Source organism: Umezawaea sp., from assembly GCF_057122925.1.
Genome location: NZ_DBNGPQ010000008.1, coordinates 33,838 through 49,390, shown reverse-complemented (window position 1 = coordinate 49,390; position 15,553 = coordinate 33,838). Strand labels below are relative to the sequence as shown.

Here is a 15,553-nt window from a genome sequence, read left to right as displayed (position 1 = left end):
ACCGGCCCGACGCCGGGTGCAGCAGACTGGGGGCATGACGATCCCGTTGATCATCGACACCGATCCCGGCGTGGACGACGCGTTCGCGCTGGCGCTCGCGGTGCGCAGCCCCGAGGTGGACCTGCTCGGGGTCACGACCGTCTTCGGCAACGTGTCGATCGACCACACCACCCGCAACGCCCAGCGACTGCTCGCGCTCCTGGGGAGCACCGCCCCGGTGGCCAGGGGAGCCGACCGGGCGATGGGCGAGATCAGCAGGCCCGACGCGCGGCTCGTGCACGGCGACGACGGCCTCTCGGGCAAGGCGCTCACGCTGCCCGTGAACGACCGGATCGACGCCCGCGACGCCGTGGAGTTCCTCCGCGACACGATCGACGCCAGCGCCGAGCCCGTCACCGTCGCGGCGATCGGCCCGCTCACGAACATCGCCCGCCTCCTCGACACGCACGCGGGCCGGATCGGCAGGCTGGTCGTCATGGGCGGCGGCATCGCGGGCGGGAACGTCACGCCCACCGCGGAGTTCAACATCTGGAGCGACGCGGACGCCGCGCGGCGGGTGCTCGCCGAACGCCCCGTGCTGGTCCCGATCGACCTGACGCGCAGGTGCGCCGTGGACGGCGCGTGGCTGGAGTCGCTGACGGGTGAGGTGGGCACCACCCTGGAAGGCCTCACCACGCGGTACCGCGAGTTCTACCTGGAGGCGAACGGCATCGACGGCATCCTGGTGCACGACGCCGTCGCCGTGGCGGAGGCGATCAAGCCGGGCATCCTGACCACGCGGGAGCACCTGCTCGACGTGGACACGTCGGACGGCGACGGACGCGGGTCGCTCGTGCCGGGCGCCTACCCGGTCGACGTCGCGGAGGACACCGACGTCGAGGCGCTGCGCGCGTTCCTGCGCGACCGCCTGTCGGTGTAGCGTCCGGAGTGGACGGTGGCGCCCGGTGCTACCGGACCCCGGGACCCGGTGCGGTCGTGGTGGGCAGCGAGGTGACGGTGATGTCCACTCCGGACACGGTGAGGCCGGTCAGCTCCTCCACCCGCGTCATCAGGTGGGCGCGGACGTGGCTGGTGGTCGCCGCCACCGAGCGCGGGTAGTCGACCGACAGGCGCACGGTCAGCACGGCGCGGGACCCGGTGACGCGTGCGGTGACCCGGACCGGTTCGTCGGAGCCGACGGCGACCCCCAGTACGCGGTGGGTCGCACCGCCACCGCTGACGCCGTCGACCTCCGACACCGCTCGCGCGGCGAGCCTCTCGACCGCCCGCGGTGAGACGGTGGTCGTGCCCCGCTCCAGGGCGAGGGTCATCCCCTGTCCCTCGTGGTCAGCTGGGACAGGTCGAGCTTGCCGTCCGCCACGAGGCCCGCGACCAGGCCCAGCGCGCCGAAGGCGAGCACGATGAGGAAGGCGCTGAAGCCGCCGAACGCGGCGGCGAAGCCGAGTGCGAGGCCGAACAGCAGTCCGAGTGCGGTGGCGGTCATCTGACCGTGTCCTCCTGGGATCGGCGGTGCGTCGGGCCCTGCCGGACGGTGCGGCTACTGGACGCGGGAGGTGGTGGGCTCGGAGGTGGGGGAGTCGTCGTCGCCGGGGATGTGCACGTCCACGACGGCGATGTTGACCTCGACGACCTCCAGCCCGGTCATCCGCTCGATCGAGGTGATCACGTTGCGGCGCACCGACCGCGCCAGGTCGGCGATCGGGACGCCGTACTCGACGAGCAGCTGGAGGTCGACGGCCGCCTGCTTCTCGCCGACCTCGACGGACACTCCCTGGCCCGCGCTGGCCGACGCGCCGGGGATGCGTTCGCGGATGGCGCCGAACGCGCGGGACGTGCCGCTGCCCAGGGCGTGCACGCCGCTGACCTCGCGCGCCGCCAGGCCCGCGATCTTCTGCACCACGGTGTCGGCGACGGTGGTCGTGCCGTGCTCCGTCACCAGCGTGCCGCTCGCCGGGACGACGGCGGCCGTCGGACTGGTGGTGGCGGTCGGTTTGCTCATCGTCGCGCTCCTCGGGTCGTGGATGGCTTCTCCTGCTAGGACACCGGCTCGGACGGGAACGTCACGGCCCCGATCGAGTGGCGCGGGTCTCACTCCGCAGTGCCGACGCGTCCAGGTCGGTCACCACGATCCGCAGCGCGGCCCCGGCGAACGGGCCGTGCCGCAGCACCTCGGTCAGCACGGCGGTGGCCTCGGCCAGCAGCGGCGGCAGCGGCAGGGAGGTCGCGACCACGCGCACCTCGACCACGTCGGGGCGGAGGTCGACGGCGAGCGTGTCCCAGTCCCACGGCACCCACGACGTGGAGGGCTTCACCGCGGGCGTCGCCGGGCGCAGACCCCGGACGCCGCGCAGCGCGGCGAGCAGCTTCTCGGCCGGTTCCGGAGAGGTCGTCACGACAGCTCGATGTCCAGGACGAACACGGCCACCGCCGCGACGGGCAGGCCCGTGGCCTCCGTGACGGCCGCCGCGACCGCGCGCTGCACGGCCCGCGCCACCGCGACCGCCTGGTCCACGGCCGAGGTCACGACGTCGACCTCCACCCAGACCCGGCCCTCCACCCGCACCCGCACACCCTCGGTCGGCACCGGTTCCAGGCCCTTGAACCGCTGGCGCGCGGTACGCGCCACCGAGCCGACCAGGCCCGCGACCCCCGGTTCCAGCCGCACCACCCCGGCGACGCCGCTCGCCGCGTGCGCGGCGACGGCGGCCACCACCGGTTTGGCGATCACGTGCTCCGCAGTCATGTCACTCGTTCCTCAGAGGTCGTACAGGTCTTCGACGGTGATGTCCAAGCGGTTCACCCGCACGCCGACGCGCGCGGACGCCGCCGCTGTCACCCTTTCGCGCACCACGTCCACCACATCGACGGTGAGGTTCACGTGGCTGACGGCCAGCTTCAGCGCCACGTCGATCACGTCGATCCGCGCGACGACGTGGCAGTGCCGCGCCCGGACCCCCGGGACGGTGTCGGCGGCGAACCTCAGCACGGCCGCGATGGCCCGCCCGCTCACGTGGATGGGACCCGCGTCGTCGCTCGGCACCGGCAGCACCTCGCCCCGCCGGACCTCGGCCCTGACCGCGGACATGATCCGGCCGAACAGCGCGCGCGACGGCTCCTCGGTGTCGAGCGCCATCTCCTCGGTGGCGGCGCGCAGGGCCCGCAGGCTCTCGCGGGCGCCCAGGCAGTGCGGGCACTCCAGTTCGTGCGCGTCGATCTCGTCGAGCCGGTCCCACACCGCCTCGACGTCACGACCGCAGGGCAGCAGGTAGCCCTGATCGGTCTCGTTCATCGCCATGGCGCCATCACCTCCGCGAGTTGCACCCGTGCGCGTGCGATCCGGCCGCGCACCGCCGTCACGCCGCTGCCGATGTGCTGTGCGATCTCGTCGTAGGACCGGCCGTGGACCTCGCGCAGCAGCCAGCACGCGCGCTGCTCGTCCGTGAGCTGGAGCAGCGCCCGACCGAGCGCGGCCATCTGCTCGCCGACCTCGGCCGACCGCTCCGGCAGCGGACCAGGGGCCTCGTGCTCATCGGGCTCCACCTCCGTCCGCGGCTTGCGGGCGCGGATCACGTTGAGGCACCGGTTCGTGGTGGCCTTGTAGAGCCACGACACGAACGCCGCCCCGTCCTGGAGCTGGTCCAGCCTCCGCCACGCGGTCAGGAACACCTCCTGCACCACGTCCTCGGCGTCCGGCCGGCTCGCGAGCATCCGCTGCGCGAACCGGTACATCCGGCCCTGGTAGCGCAGCACCAGCACCTCGTAGGCGCGCACGTCGCCATCCCTGGCACGGGTGACGAGCGTGGCGTCGTCCAGCGGTGCGCTGACGACCTCGATGTGCGTCATCCACGACCTCCGACTGCGCACGGCATCGGCGAGTTCCTTTCCCACGGCTCTGGTGAGGACACGGCCGGGGCGAAAACGTCACGGCCCCACCCAGGATCGGTGACGGTGATCGCCGTCACCCGGTGGAGACCCGATCGTGGCGTGACGAACCCGCCGGGTCCCGTGTCCTCGTGGCGAGACGGTCACCCGCCGGGTGCCGAGGGTCGGAGGAGAGACGCGATGTCGTTGGGCGACAAGATCAGCAACAAGGCCGAGGAGCTCGGCGGCAAGGCCAAGGAGACCGCGGGCGGCGTGACCGGCGACGAGGAGTTGAAGGCCGAGGGGCGGGCCGACCAGGCCTCGGCGGGCCTGAAGGGCGTCGTGGAGGACGTGAAGGACGCCGTCGGCGACGGCGTCGAGAAGATCAAGAACGTCTTCTCCAAGTAGGACCCCCGGTCGGCGGGCCTGTCGGGGGCCCGCCGACCGGATCCGTCCTCGGCGGACGGTGTCGGGGGAGAAGCGGTCGCGCGTCAGCGCGCTCTCGCCGTCGCGCGGCCGGAAGACCCGCACGAGGGCCATCGGGTCGCCGTCGGGCGCGGCCTGCGCCTCGGCGTTCCGGGTCAGGCCCGCGTGGACGTGCCGTTCGAGGATCTCCTTCGGTGTCACGGTGGAACCCCCTCGCGACGGAGCGGCCGGACGCTCCAGTCCTCCGGGTCGGGACCGCCGCCGTCACGCCTCCCGCGCCTGAGCGCGCTGGTGGTGGCGTCGTGCCTTGAGGCGGTTGCCGCAGGTGGCCATGGAGCACCAGCGGGCGCGGTTGGCGCGGCTGCGGTCGAGCAGGAACAGGCGGCACTCGTCGTTGCCGCACGGGCGCAGCCTGCCGGGGAACGCCTCCTGGACGGCCGCCCACGCGAGCACCATCCGGGCGGGCAGGTCCGCGCCGACGAGCGCCCACGTCACGCCCTCGTGGTCGAGCCGGGGGACCTGGTGCACGCCGTCGAGGGCGTCCACCAGCACCGACGGGTCCGCGGCCCCGCGTGCGACGGCCTGGAGCCGGTCGCGGATCCGGCGGAGGTCGCCTGCCCGCGCGCCGCCTCCGCCGTGCTCGCGGGCCCACTCCTCGGCGGCGGTGTCGTCGGCCCACGCGTCGGTCGGGACGCCGTCGACCACCGGGGTGCTGTTGAGCAGCGCGAGCAGCGCGTCCACGTCGTCCACCCCCACATCTAACCACACTGGTTAGCTTGACAGGTTAGATCGTGGCGTGCTCCGATGTGGCGGCCAGGCTAACCAGACAAACCATGTGAAGGGGTTAGGCATGACCTCGGTCCACCACCGCACCGCCACCGTGCACGGCCGGTCGCTCTTCTACCGCGAGGCGGGCCCGGTCGACGCGCCCGCGATCGTCCTGCTGCACGGCTTCCCGACCAGTTCGCACATGTTCCGCCACCTGATCCCGCTGCTCGCCGACCGCTACCGCGTGATCGCGCCCGACCTGCTCGGCTTCGGCCACTCCGCCGCGCCGTCGGCGGACGAGTTCGACTACGCGTTCGACGCGCTCGCCGACCTCACCGAGGGGCTGCTCGACCACCTCGGCGTCGAGCGGACCGCGATCTACGTGCAGGACTACGGCGCGCCCGTGGGCTGGCGGCTCGCCGTGCGGCGGCCGGACCGGATCACCGCGATCGTCACGCAGAACGGCAACGCCTACACCGAGGGCCTCGTGCCGGAGTTCTGGGCGCCGGTCCAGGCGTACTGGGCGGACCCGAACCCGGACACCGCCGCGCCCGTGCGCGCGGCCCTGAGCCTGGAGGCCATCCGCTGGCAGTACACCCACGGCGTGCCGGACGTGAGCCTGGTCAGCCCGGACACGTGGGCGCACGACCACGCGCTGGTGTCGCGGCCGGGCAACGCCGAGGCCCAGATGGCGCTGTTCCTGGACTACCGGACGAACGTCGACCTGTACCCGAGGTTCCACGAGTACTTCCGCGCGAGCCAGGTGCCGCTGCTGGCCGTGTGGGGCGGCAACGACGAGATCTTCGGCCCGGACGGCGCGCGGGCGTTCCGGCGCGACCTGCCGGACGCCGAGGTGCACCTGCTCGACGGCGGCCACTTCCTGCTGGAGAGCCACCTCGACGCGGTGGCCGGGTACACCAGGGGCTTCCTCGGACGCGTGCTCTAGGGCCAGATCTCGTCGACGATGGCGCTGATCCGCCGGACGGAGTCGACCTTGAAGACCGGCGGCGGGCCCGCGGCGCCGAGCACGCCGAGCGCCATCTCGGCGTAGCGCAGGGCCAGGTCCTCCAGGGGGATCGGCCCGTCGGGAGCGTACCAGCGGGCGATGCCGCCGCACATCTCCAGCAGCGCGAGCCTGGCGACCCTCGGTGCGCGGACGTGGAACGAGCCGTCCGCGCACCCGGCGTCGATGGCGTCCTGCCACCGCGCCTCGTAGCGGTCGCGCAGCGCGACCACGGCGGCCCGCCGGTCGGGGGACAGGGAACGCATCTCGTCGTCGACGACCCGCGTCTCCAGCCGGTGCGTCGCGTGCGTGAGGACGTGCAGCTCCACCAGGCCGGTGATCCGGCTCGACGGGTCGGCCCCGGTGAGCCGCTCGCCTGCTCTGAACAGGCGGTCCAGGCTCTCGGTCATGATCGAGACGAGCAGGTCCTCCTTGGTGCCCATGTAGTGGTAGAGCGTCGCGGAGGACAGGCCCGCGCGTTCGGCCAGGTCGCGGATGCCGGTGCCGTGGAAGCCGCGTTCGGCGAACAGCTCGATCGCGGCATCCCTGACCCTCGTTCCGGTGGGAATCACAGCGCACCTCTTGACCACGTCGGCGGAGTCGTCCTACGGTCCCCAGTATGCCCGATCGATCGATCGATCGGGAGCCGGCCTGGAGGAGCGTTCCGTGGTTGTCGAGTACGAGTGCCGCGACGGAGTGGCGCTGATCCACCTCAACCGGCCCGAGCGGCTCAACGCCGTGGTGCCCGCGCTCACCGACGGGCTGGTCGCCGCGCTGACCCGCGCCTCGGCCGACGGCGCCGGGGCCGTGGTGCTCGCCGGTCGCGGTCGCGCGTTCTGCGCCGGGCACGACCTCAAGGAGCCCGAGCCGGTCGAGACGGTGCTGGAGACCAGGGCGCGGCTGGAGGCCATCCAGGACGTCACACGGCTGGTCCGTCGGTTCCCCGGCGTCGTGATCGCCGCCGTGCACGGGTACGCGCTCGGCGCGGGCTGCGAGTTCGCGCTCGCGTGCGACCTGGTCGTGGCGGACGAGCACGCCCAGTTCGGGTTCCCCGAGGTCAGCGTGGGACTGAGCGTGACCGGGGGGATCTCCCTGCTGCTGCCGCGGCTGGTCGGGCTGGCCAAGGCGAAGGACCTGCTGCTGCTCGGCGAGCGCGTGCCCGCGGGCGAGGCCAAGGCCATCGGGCTGATCAGCCGGGTCGCGGCCGCGGGCGAGCACGAGAAGGTCGCGCTGGACCTGGCGGGTCGGATCACCGCCCGGCCGAGGGTCGCCGTGAGCCTGGCCAAGCGGGTGCTGGACCTGGGGCTCGACGCCACCCTTGAGGAAGCGCTGGCCACGGAGGTCGACCACGCCCTGCTGACCAGCTTGTCCGGGGAAGGGGACGCGCCGCGTGAGGAGTTCGGACGTGACTGATCTCGTCGCCGCCGTGCGCCGGGCGGCCGACCTGTGGCCGGAGCGGATCGCGTGGACGTTCGACCCCGGTGTCCGCCTCACCTTCGGCGACGTGGACCGGCTCAGCGCCGGGTACGCGCAGGCGCTGCGGCTCAGGGGCGTCGGCGCGGGCGACCGGGTCGCGGTGCTGCTGCGCAACCAGCCCGAGTTCCCGCTGGTGTGGCTGGCGCTGGCGCGGCTGGGCGCGGCGATGGTGCCGGTGAACACCCGCTACCGGACCGTCGACGCCGAGCACCTGCTGCGCGATTCGGCCGCGGTCGCCGTCGTGACCACGGAGGAGTTCCGGCCCCTGGTCGAGTCGCTCGGCGTCGCGGTGCTGCCGCTGGAGGACCTGGCGCCGGTGGAGGGGTTCGAGCAGCAGCCGGTCGACCCCGGCGCGGCGGTGAACATCCAGTACACGTCCGGGACCACCGGGTCGCCCAAGGGCTGCGTGCTGTCGCACCGGTACTGGACCACCCTCGGTGCCAGCCTGGTCGAGGAGTTCCCCCGGCTGGTCGCGGCCGACGTGATGCTGACCGCCCAGCCGTTCTACTACATCGACCCGCAGTGGAACGTCGTCTCCGCGCTGCTGGCGGGCGCGGAACTCGTGGTCCTGGACGGCTTCCACCCCTCGTCGTTCTGGGACAGGGTGCGCGAGCACGGGGTCACCTACTTCTACTGCCTCGGTGCGATGCCGACGTTGCTGCTGCGCATGCCCGAGTCGCCGCTCGACCGGGAGCACCGGGTGCGGGCGGTGCAGTGCTCGGCGATCCCGCCGTCGCTGCACGCCGTGCTGGAGGCCCGCTGGGGCGTCGGCTGGTACGAGGCGTTCGGGATGACGGAGACCGGCGCGGACATCCGCGTCGGCGCCGAGGAGCACGACGAGCTGGTCGGCACCGGCTGCCTCGGGCGGCCCGCGGCGCACCGCGAGGTGAAGATCGTCGACGGCGAGCTGCTGCTGCGCGGGCCGGGCATGATGGACGGCTACCTCGGACTGCCCAGCGTGCTGCGCGACGGCTGGTTCCCGACCGGCGACCTGGCGCGGCTGGACGAGCAGGGGCGGGTCTACCACCTGGGGCGGATCAAGGACATGATCCGGCGCAGCGGCGAGAACATCGCGGCGCAAGAGGTGGAGGAGGTGCTGCTGAGCCATCCCGCCGTCGCGCTCGCGGCCGTGGTCGGCGTGCCGGACGAGATCCGCGGCGAGGAGGTCAAGGCGTTCGTGGTCGGCGCGGTCGGCGAGGAGGAGCTGTCGGCGTACTGCGCGGAGCGGCTGGCGTCGTTCAAGGTGCCGCGCTACTGGGAGTTCCGCGACGACCTGCCGAGGACACCGTCCGAACGGGTCGCGAAGCACCTGCTGGATCGGAGCGCGCCGTGACCTTCTCGTGGGACAGCCCCGTGTTCTTCGACGAACTCGACCTGAACGGGACGCTGCACAACTCGCGGTTCGCCGTCCACGTCGAACGCGCCCAGTCGGCGCTGTTCGAGGAACTGGGCAAGGGGTGGGCGCGGTTCGGCGACCGCGACCCGGACCTGCACTACGCGGTGCGGGAACTGCACGTGGAGTTCCTGGCGGCGGTGACCGCGCCGGGGCCGATGCGGGTGGAGCTGACGTTCGACCGGATCGGGACCACCAGCGCGGTGTACGGGTTCCGCTGCGGTGGCGACGACGTGACGTACGCGAAGGGGTACCGGGTGATCGTGAAGACGGATCCGGCGACGGGCAGGCCTATGCCGTGGAGCGACTGGTACCGCGAGACCTTCCTGGAGAACCAGTCGTGATCGAGGCCGATCTGCTGCTGACGAACGCCGAGGTCGTGACCCTGGACGGTCCCGACGCGCGGTCGGTCGCGATCCTGGGCGACCGGATCGTGGCGCTGGAGGACGTTCCCGCGCGGGAGGTCGTGGACCTCGGCGGGGCCGTGGTCGTGCCGGGGTTCCACGACGCGCACAACCACATGGCGTGGTTCGGGCTCACGCTGTCCGAAGTGGACCTGCGGGTGCGTGACCTGGCCGAGCTGTACCGCGTGGTGGGGGAGAAGGCGCGGACCGTCGAGCCCGGCGAGTGGGTCGTCGGAGCCGGGTACGACCAGAACAAGATCGGCGGCCACCCGACGCGAGCGGAGCTGGACCGGGTCGCGCCGGGGCGGAAGGTGTGGCTGAAGCACACCTCCGGGCACATGTGCGTGGTGAACACGCCGGTCCTGGAGGCGTTGGGCATCACGTCCGGGCCGGTCGAGGTCGTCGGTGGCGTCGTGGGCGTCGACACCGGGCTGCTGGAGGAGCAGGCGCAGCAGCTGGTGAACTCGCTGGTGCTGCCGTACCCGGTGGACACGCTGGTGGACGCGATCGACCTGGCCGGGCGGCAGTACCTCGCCGAGGGCATCACGAGCTGCGTCGAAGCGGGCATCGGCGGCGGCTGGATCGGCAAGTCCCCGGTGGAGGTCGCGGCCTACCAGGCCGCTCGGGACCAGGGGCGCCTGCACGTCCGGGTCGAGCTGATGGTGGCGGTCGACGCGCTGCGGTCGCTGACCGCGCACGCCACCGACGGCCTGTCGCTGGGTCTCGACCTGGGGATCCGCAGCGGGTTCGGGGACGACTGGCTGCGCATCGGGCCGGTGAAGGTGTTCTCCGACGGCTCGCTGATCGGGCACACGTCCGCGATGTGCCAGGACTTCGCCGACACACCGGGGGTCCGCGGCTACCTCCAGGGCGAGGCGGCCGACCTGACGGCGACGATCATCGCGGCGCACCGGTCGGGCTGGCGGGTCGCCACCCACGCCATCGGCGACGCGGCGATCGACCTCGTGCTGGACGCGTACGAGTCGGCGGCGGTCGGGTTCCCCCGGTCCGCGCCGCGGCACCGGATCGAGCACTTCGGCGTCGCGCGGCCCGATCAGGTGGCGCGAGCGGTCGAGCTGGGCGTGGTCCCGGTGCCGCAGGGGAGGTTCGTCAACGAGATCGGCGACGGGATGATCACCGCGCTGGGGCCGGAGCGGGTGAGGTGGGCGTACCGGCAGCGGTCGCTGCTCGACGCCGGGCTCGTCGTGCCGGGCAGCTCGGACCGGCCGGTGGTGCGCGGTGCCCCGCTGCTCGGGATGCACGACATGGTGAACCAGGAGACGTCGTCCGGGGCGCCGTTCAACCCGGCCGAGGCGGTGAGCGGCCTCGAAGCGTTGCGCGCCTTCACCTACGGGTCGGCCTACGCGTCGTGCCAGGAGCACGTGAAGGGCACGATCACACCGGGCAAACTGGCCGACCTGGTCGTGCTCTCGGCCAACCCGGCGACCGTGGACCCCGCACGCATCAAGGACATCTCGGTCCTGCGGACGATGGTGGGAGGCGTGTTCCGGTGGAACTCGTGACCTCGGAGTCGTTGGAGCCAGGCGACCTGGAGGTCGTGCGGGCGATCTACGAGGACGGATTCCCACCGCACCTGCGGGCCCCGTTCGACTCGCTCCTGACCGACCAGGCGTTCGTGCTGGTCGACGACACCCCCCTCGGCTTCGCCGTCCTACGGCCGCTGGCGTCCACGGGCTGGGTCTTCCTGCGGTTCTTCGTGGCGGCCAGCAGGGGCCGCGGCGTCGGCTCGCTGCTGTGGTCACACCTGACCGCGACCATGGCCGAGGCAGGCTTCACCAGGATGGTCCACGACGTGGAGGACCCATCAGAACCCGACGTACCCGAGGCCGAGGTGGAGGTACGCATCAAACGCATCTCGTTCTACGAGAAGAACGGTGCCCTCCTCCTGCCGGTGACGTCCTACCTCCCACCACACGGGGACGAGGAACCACACGCACTACGACTGATGGCGGCGGACCTGACCACCTCACCGACCGAACCAATCACAGGCCAAGACCTCCGCGCGCTGGTGGAGGCGGTCTACGAACACCGCTACGGCCTGCGCCCCGACGATCCCGCCGTACGCCGCACCCTCACGTCGAGCGGCCTGGCGTAGCCGCTCTTCGCGCCGGCAGGACGTCCACGCCTGTTCGGGAGGCCTTCGCACCACCGACAGGACCAGCGCGAGACGGCCGCACCTTCCTCGACCCCAGGACGTCCACGATCGGGTGCTTCGGCGGCATCTGCGTCGGAAGGTGCCAGCGGTGGCCGAGGAGCCGCACCTCGCAGCGCTCCTGGCCAATCGACAGCGCTGGTCACCACCTGTGCAGCGCGACACACCACCTGATCGCCGACAGGCACGGCCTTCCCGCTGATGTCGCTGATCGACAAGGCTCCCTCGGTGCGGTTGCCGCATGACAAGGGCATCACACCGTTGATCGCTCGTCGTGGTGTCGAGCACGGGTCCGGTCTGGGCGTGCATCGCGAGGTGGTCGAGCAGAGCTGTGCCGTAACCACGCTGGTGCCTGCGTTGACGGGTGCCGGCTGAGCAAGCTCGGACACCGCCGTTGGCAAGACCCTCTGCGATCGAGGCGCGCTCGTGCTTGGGGGCACTGTCTCGTCATCGGGCGACCGACGCCGCGGATCCCGAGATCAAGCTGCTCGGTGTAGCCGGTTCACCGGTCCGCGACTTCGGCAGCCGACCCATGAGCCGCGCCTGGTCCACCACGCACGATCCGGCCGCCCCCGGTGGGGGACGCGGTGGTGCCGGTGCGGCGGGCGTCGGCGGCGTGCTGGTGTGCTGGTGTGCCCGCACGATGCCGGCATCCACCGACACCTCGCGGTCGAGTTCGCCGATCGCCTCGGTGATCACCCGCACCTCCCCGGCCAGCGTGGTGAGGGTGCCGTTACGGGACCAGCGCCGGACGCGGGGCACAGACCGTCTTCCCGGCCTGTGGTGTTGCGGCAGGTCCCGCCAGGCGACACCTGTCGTGGCCTTGAACAGCGTCCCGTTGATCACCCGACGGTCGTCCGCCCGCGGACGGCCTTGCGCGCCCGAGACGGGCGGCAGCGGCTCGATCGTCTGCCGCTGCTCGTCGGTCGACCCGTGCCTGCGGACGAACCCAAGGTCAAAGCAGATCGGCCACACCCACTGTGAGGACAGGCCCCAGCGCCAGTCGCCCGTCTGGGACCCTGTGACCACGACGATGCTTCGGGCAGGGGTCAGCTCCGCGATCGGGCAGAACCGGGCCGTCACCGTGGTCCTGCCCCCACGAACGACCTAGGGTTCCCGCATCCGGGACCTGAGCACGTCGAACTCACATCCCGGCGCGTCCGGGTCGAAACCGTGCTCGATCAGCCAGCGCGACCCCATCAGGCTGCGCAGTGACCACCAGGCGCGGATCACGTCTCGGTCCGCGTCGTCGCCGTAGCCTGCCAGCAGGTCGTCCAGGCGTTCCTCGTGCCCGAGCGTCAGGGTGGCGAGGTCGGACATGGCGTCGCCGGGGGCGGCTTCGGACCAGTCGATGACGCCGGTGACCTCGTCGCCGTCCACGAACACGTGGGTGATTTGCAGGTCGCCGTGGATGAACACCGGTTTCCACGGGCGGAGGGCGGCTTGGGCCATCTCGCGGTTGCGGTGGATCACCTCGGCGGGCAGGACGGCGTTGGCCAGCAGCCACGCGCACTCGCTGTCGAGTTCCGCCGCCACGTCGTCCAGCCTGCGGCCCGGCCACGGTGGCAACGGCGCGTCGTGGAGCTTCCTGATGGCGGCACCCGCCGCGGCCCACGCCGCCGGTGACGCGGTCGACGGTTCGCCGAGGACGCCTAGCGCTGTGCCGGGCACGGCGGCGATGGCGAGCACGGGCGGCTCGCACCAGAGGACCGGCGGGGTCGGTACCGGGACCATGGCCATCGCCCGGACCTCGATGTCGGCGTGCGCCGGGTCGCTGTCGACCTTCAGGAACACGTCGCCGACGCGCAGCGTCGCGCGCTGGCTGTGGGCGACGACGACGTCAACCTTGTCCATACCGGCCATCCTGGCGGGGATGGACAAGGTTGTCGTCGGATTTTCCAACGGCTGCCTCGGGCACCACCGTCCACAGCCGATCCCCTGGCACCGGGGTGCGACCAGCGGGGTGGATCGTGGCCGTGCGCGAGTCGCGGGGGGCGACCTCGTCAGCGACCCCCCGGCGCGTCGACGTTCGCGGTCGTGCGTCAGCGACCGCACGTCCGCTCAGCGCTGCCAGGACCAGGGCTTGCGATGATCAGGCCGTTGGGGACCCACGGACCCGGGTAGGCGAGGCGGCGGGGACGTGAGGACCGCAGCGGGGAGTTGGTGTGCCAGGTCGCCGACAGGGACGGGCGGCCGGAGGAGCGGGGTGGGCGGGCGGTGAGGGTCAGGCGGGTGGTGACCGCCGAGGTCAGGTAGAGCGCTGCCGCGAGGAGCAGGCAGGATCGTGGGGACAGGAGGGTGAGCGGTGCGCCGCCCGTGGCGAAGCCGGTGACCTGCACCAGGCCCCAGAGCATGGTGCAGACCGAGCGGCCCAGGACGTAGCCGTCCCTGGTGAGGATCTCGTCGGGCAGGCCTCCGCGCACGCCTCCACCCAGTGACGCCACCAGGCCCGGTAGGGCAGACACCGCCGTGGTGGCGGCGAAGGCGACGGCCAGGGGGGACAGGACCGCGCGCGGCGGTAGGCGGTCGGCACCCGGGAGCAGGAACGCGCCTCCGAGCAGTGGCGCCGGCTGCGGGCCGAACATGCTGATCGCGGAGAGGAGCGGGGAACCGGTGGCTCGGCAGACCAGCGTGCCGAGTGCCAGGCCGCCGATCGTCTGGGCGGCGGCGAAAGCGGTGAGGGACAGCAGGAACGGGGTGAACTCCCTGGTGCGGAACAGGGCGCGGTAGCTGCGCGTGCGTGGAATCGTGGTGGGCGCACCGGCGGCACGTCGGCACTCGCGCCAACCCGCACCGCACCGCACCGCACCGCACCGGACCGGACCGGACCGCACCGCACCGGACCGCACCGGACCGCACCGGGCCGGGCCGGGCCGCACCACGGTCGACCAGGGCGGGCAGTCCGCGCGGGACGGCTTCCAAGGGGCTTTGACGGTCACCGGCACCGCGAACCCGTGGAAGGTCGCGGTCACGCTGCCCGCCGGGGCGTCCTCGGCCGTCACCCGCGCCGCGACGGCCCGCGCCAGGGGGAACCGGCCACCACGGGCGGGCGTCAGATCCGCCAGGACTCGGACGTGGCCCGTGCGCGGTGCAGGCGTGCCGCGTCGCGGCCCGGTGGCTCGCCGAAGAAGCGCCGGTACTCGCGGCTGAACTGCGACGCGCTGTCGTAGCCGACGGCGTGGCCCACGGCCGCGACGTCGTCCGGTTCGGCGACCAGGCGGGCGCGCGCCTCCTGGAGCCTGATCCGCTTCTGGTACTGGATCGGGCTCATCGTGGTGATGGCGCGGAAGTGGCGGTGGAACGAGGTCACGCTCATCGCCGCCGTCCTGGCCAGGTCCTCGACCCGGAGCTGGTCGGCGTAGTGCGCGCGGATCCACTTGGCCGCCTTGGCGATCTGGGCGAGGCGGCTGTCGGTGAGGCCGATCTGGCGCACCATCTCGGCCTGCTCACCGTTGAGCAGCCGCCACAGGATCTCCCGCTGGATCGCCCCGCCCAGCACCGGGATGTCGGCAGGGCGGTCGACCAGCCGGAGCAGGCGCACGATCGGGTCCAGCAGGTCGGTGGGCGCGTCGGTCAGGGTGATGCGCGCTGTTCCCCGTCCCCTGGCGCGGTCGGCGGGCTGAGCCAGCAGCAGTTCGGCGACGGCGGCCGGACGCAGCGACAGGCCGAACGCGAGGAACGGTTCGTCGGGCGTGGCGTGGACGATGTGGGCCGTGAGCGGCAGTTCGACCGGCACCACGAGGTACTGCCCCGCGCCGTAGTCGAACACCGTGTCGGCCAGCACCGTGCGCTTGGACCCCTGCACGACCACGGCGAGCGCGGTCTCGCAGATCACCCCCAGCGGGTCGGTCGGCGTGGAGGACGCCATCAGCGTCACGTCGGGCAGTGCCGCCAACCGCTCGGGGTGGTCGACGTGGCGTTCGATCAGCCTGCGCAGTTCGGGGAGCGGTTCCACAACCGGGCACGGTACTCGCGGCGCCGGCAGGATCGTGCAAGGGATTGGCAGCGCTGGTCTACACGCCCCGCGCCCCGCGATGATCGAATCGTGG

General features: G+C 72.4%; 21 protein-coding genes and 1 pseudogene. 9 read left to right on the top strand and 13 right to left on the bottom strand.

The genetic code is table 11. The annotated features are described in order from the left end of the window. The first annotated feature begins 34 nt into the window (after positions 1–34). A complete protein-coding gene (locus tag AC156L_RS00950) occupies positions 35–919 on the top strand; it encodes a nucleoside hydrolase (protein WP_330881374.1) in 885 nt (294 codons plus the stop codon). Between the two features lie 28 nt (positions 920–947). On the opposite strand, the gene AC156L_RS00945 is transcribed toward AC156L_RS00950, so the two are convergent. The 7 genes from AC156L_RS00945 to AC156L_RS00915 form a co-directional block, all read right to left on the bottom strand. Then, the gene (locus tag AC156L_RS00945; protein WP_330881372.1) at positions 948–1,310 is read right to left on the bottom strand and encodes an Asp23/Gls24 family envelope stress response protein; all 363 of its coding nucleotides are present in this window, start codon (positions 1,308–1,310) and stop codon (positions 948–950) included. Then, positions 1,307–1,483, bottom strand: a complete 177-nt coding sequence (locus tag AC156L_RS00940; protein ID WP_330881370.1) for a hypothetical protein — start codon at positions 1,481–1,483, stop codon at positions 1,307–1,309. The genes AC156L_RS00945 and AC156L_RS00940 overlap by 4 nt, the downstream gene beginning before the upstream one ends. 54 nt (positions 1,484–1,537) lie before the next feature. Then, positions 1,538–1,999: an Asp23/Gls24 family envelope stress response protein gene (locus AC156L_RS00935; protein WP_330881368.1), complete on the bottom strand. Its 462-nt coding sequence runs from the start codon at positions 1,997–1,999 to the stop codon at positions 1,538–1,540. A gap of 61 nt (positions 2,000–2,060) precedes the next feature. Next, entirely contained in the window at positions 2,061–2,393 is a 333-nt protein-coding gene (locus AC156L_RS00930; RefSeq protein WP_330881366.1) for a hypothetical protein, read from the bottom strand. Next, positions 2,390–2,743, bottom strand: a complete 354-nt coding sequence (locus AC156L_RS00925) for an Asp23/Gls24 family envelope stress response protein (protein WP_330881364.1) — start codon at positions 2,741–2,743, stop codon at positions 2,390–2,392. The genes AC156L_RS00930 and AC156L_RS00925 overlap by 4 nt, the downstream gene beginning before the upstream one ends. A gap of 12 nt (positions 2,744–2,755) precedes the next feature. Continuing rightward, a complete protein-coding gene (locus AC156L_RS00920) occupies positions 2,756–3,289 on the bottom strand; it encodes an Asp23/Gls24 family envelope stress response protein (protein ID WP_414720103.1) in 534 nt (177 codons plus the stop codon). Further along, the gene (locus AC156L_RS00915; RefSeq protein WP_330881360.1) at positions 3,286–3,843 is read right to left on the bottom strand and encodes an RNA polymerase sigma factor; all 558 of its coding nucleotides are present in this window, start codon (positions 3,841–3,843) and stop codon (positions 3,286–3,288) included. Before AC156L_RS00915 ends, AC156L_RS00920 begins: the two co-directional genes overlap by 4 nt. A 219-nt stretch (positions 3,844–4,062) precedes the next feature. On the opposite strand from AC156L_RS00915, the gene AC156L_RS00910 reads away from it, so the two are divergent. After that, entirely contained in the window at positions 4,063–4,269 is a 207-nt protein-coding gene (locus AC156L_RS00910) for a CsbD family protein (protein ID WP_330881358.1), read from the top strand. Between the two features lie 282 nt (positions 4,270–4,551). Here the strand turns inward: AC156L_RS00910 and AC156L_RS00905 are convergent, their stop codons facing one another. Beyond that, complete coding sequence (locus tag AC156L_RS00905; protein ID WP_484406511.1) at positions 4,552–5,037, bottom strand: CGNR zinc finger domain-containing protein; 486 nt, start codon at positions 5,035–5,037, stop codon at positions 4,552–4,554. 100 nt (positions 5,038–5,137) lie between these two features. Between AC156L_RS00905 and AC156L_RS00900 the strand changes: the two genes are divergently transcribed. Continuing rightward, positions 5,138–6,001: an alpha/beta fold hydrolase gene (locus AC156L_RS00900; protein WP_330881356.1), complete on the top strand. Its 864-nt coding sequence runs from the start codon at positions 5,138–5,140 to the stop codon at positions 5,999–6,001. On the opposite strand, the gene AC156L_RS00895 is transcribed toward AC156L_RS00900, so the two are convergent. Continuing rightward, complete coding sequence (locus tag AC156L_RS00895) at positions 5,998–6,627, bottom strand: TetR/AcrR family transcriptional regulator (RefSeq protein ID WP_484406512.1); 630 nt, start codon at positions 6,625–6,627, stop codon at positions 5,998–6,000. The two genes, AC156L_RS00900 and AC156L_RS00895, sit on opposite strands and share 4 nt — an antisense overlap. Positions 6,628–6,724: 97 nt before the next feature. Between AC156L_RS00895 and AC156L_RS00890 the strand changes: the two genes are divergently transcribed. From AC156L_RS00890 to AC156L_RS00865, 6 genes and pseudogenes are all read left to right on the top strand, one after another. Further along, positions 6,725–7,471 (top strand): enoyl-CoA hydratase/isomerase family protein, encoded by a 747-nt coding sequence (locus AC156L_RS00890; RefSeq protein WP_330881354.1) that lies wholly within the window; start codon positions 6,725–6,727, stop codon positions 7,469–7,471. Further along, positions 7,464–8,867, top strand: a complete 1,404-nt coding sequence (locus AC156L_RS00885) for an AMP-binding protein (protein WP_330881352.1) — start codon at positions 7,464–7,466, stop codon at positions 8,865–8,867. The genes AC156L_RS00890 and AC156L_RS00885 overlap by 8 nt, the downstream gene beginning before the upstream one ends. Then, positions 8,864–9,271 carry an acyl-CoA thioesterase gene (locus AC156L_RS00880; RefSeq protein WP_330881350.1) on the top strand — a complete coding sequence of 136 codons (408 nt, stop codon included), beginning with the start codon at positions 8,864–8,866 and terminating at the stop codon, positions 9,269–9,271. The genes AC156L_RS00885 and AC156L_RS00880 overlap by 4 nt, the downstream gene beginning before the upstream one ends. Next, a complete protein-coding gene (locus tag AC156L_RS00875) occupies positions 9,268–10,854 on the top strand; it encodes an amidohydrolase (RefSeq protein WP_330881348.1) in 1,587 nt (528 codons plus the stop codon). The genes AC156L_RS00880 and AC156L_RS00875 overlap by 4 nt, the downstream gene beginning before the upstream one ends. Further along, positions 10,842–11,447: a GNAT family N-acetyltransferase gene (locus AC156L_RS00870; RefSeq protein ID WP_330881346.1), complete on the top strand. Its 606-nt coding sequence runs from the start codon at positions 10,842–10,844 to the stop codon at positions 11,445–11,447. Before AC156L_RS00875 ends, AC156L_RS00870 begins: the two co-directional genes overlap by 13 nt. 303 nt (positions 11,448–11,750) lie before the next feature. Beyond that, positions 11,751–11,840, top strand: a pseudogene (locus AC156L_RS00865) (IS5/IS1182 family transposase); the annotation flags it as partial. A 111-nt stretch (positions 11,841–11,951) separates the two neighbouring features. Here the strand turns inward: AC156L_RS00865 and AC156L_RS00860 are convergent. From AC156L_RS00860 to AC156L_RS00845, 4 genes are all read right to left on the bottom strand, one after another. Further along, positions 11,952–12,587, bottom strand: a complete 636-nt coding sequence (locus AC156L_RS00860) for a transposase (protein ID WP_484406510.1) — start codon at positions 12,585–12,587, stop codon at positions 11,952–11,954. Between the two features lie 24 nt (positions 12,588–12,611). Further along, positions 12,612–13,358, bottom strand: coding sequence for a phosphotransferase family protein (locus AC156L_RS00855; protein WP_330881342.1), 747 nt, complete (start codon positions 13,356–13,358; stop codon positions 12,612–12,614). A gap of 188 nt (positions 13,359–13,546) precedes the next feature. After that, entirely contained in the window at positions 13,547–14,506 is a 960-nt protein-coding gene (locus AC156L_RS00850; RefSeq protein ID WP_484406509.1) for a hypothetical protein, read from the bottom strand. 50 nt (positions 14,507–14,556) lie between these two features. After that, positions 14,557–15,459, bottom strand: coding sequence for an AraC family transcriptional regulator (locus AC156L_RS00845; RefSeq protein WP_330881338.1), 903 nt, complete (start codon positions 15,457–15,459; stop codon positions 14,557–14,559). Positions 15,460–15,553: the final 94 nt, after the last annotated feature.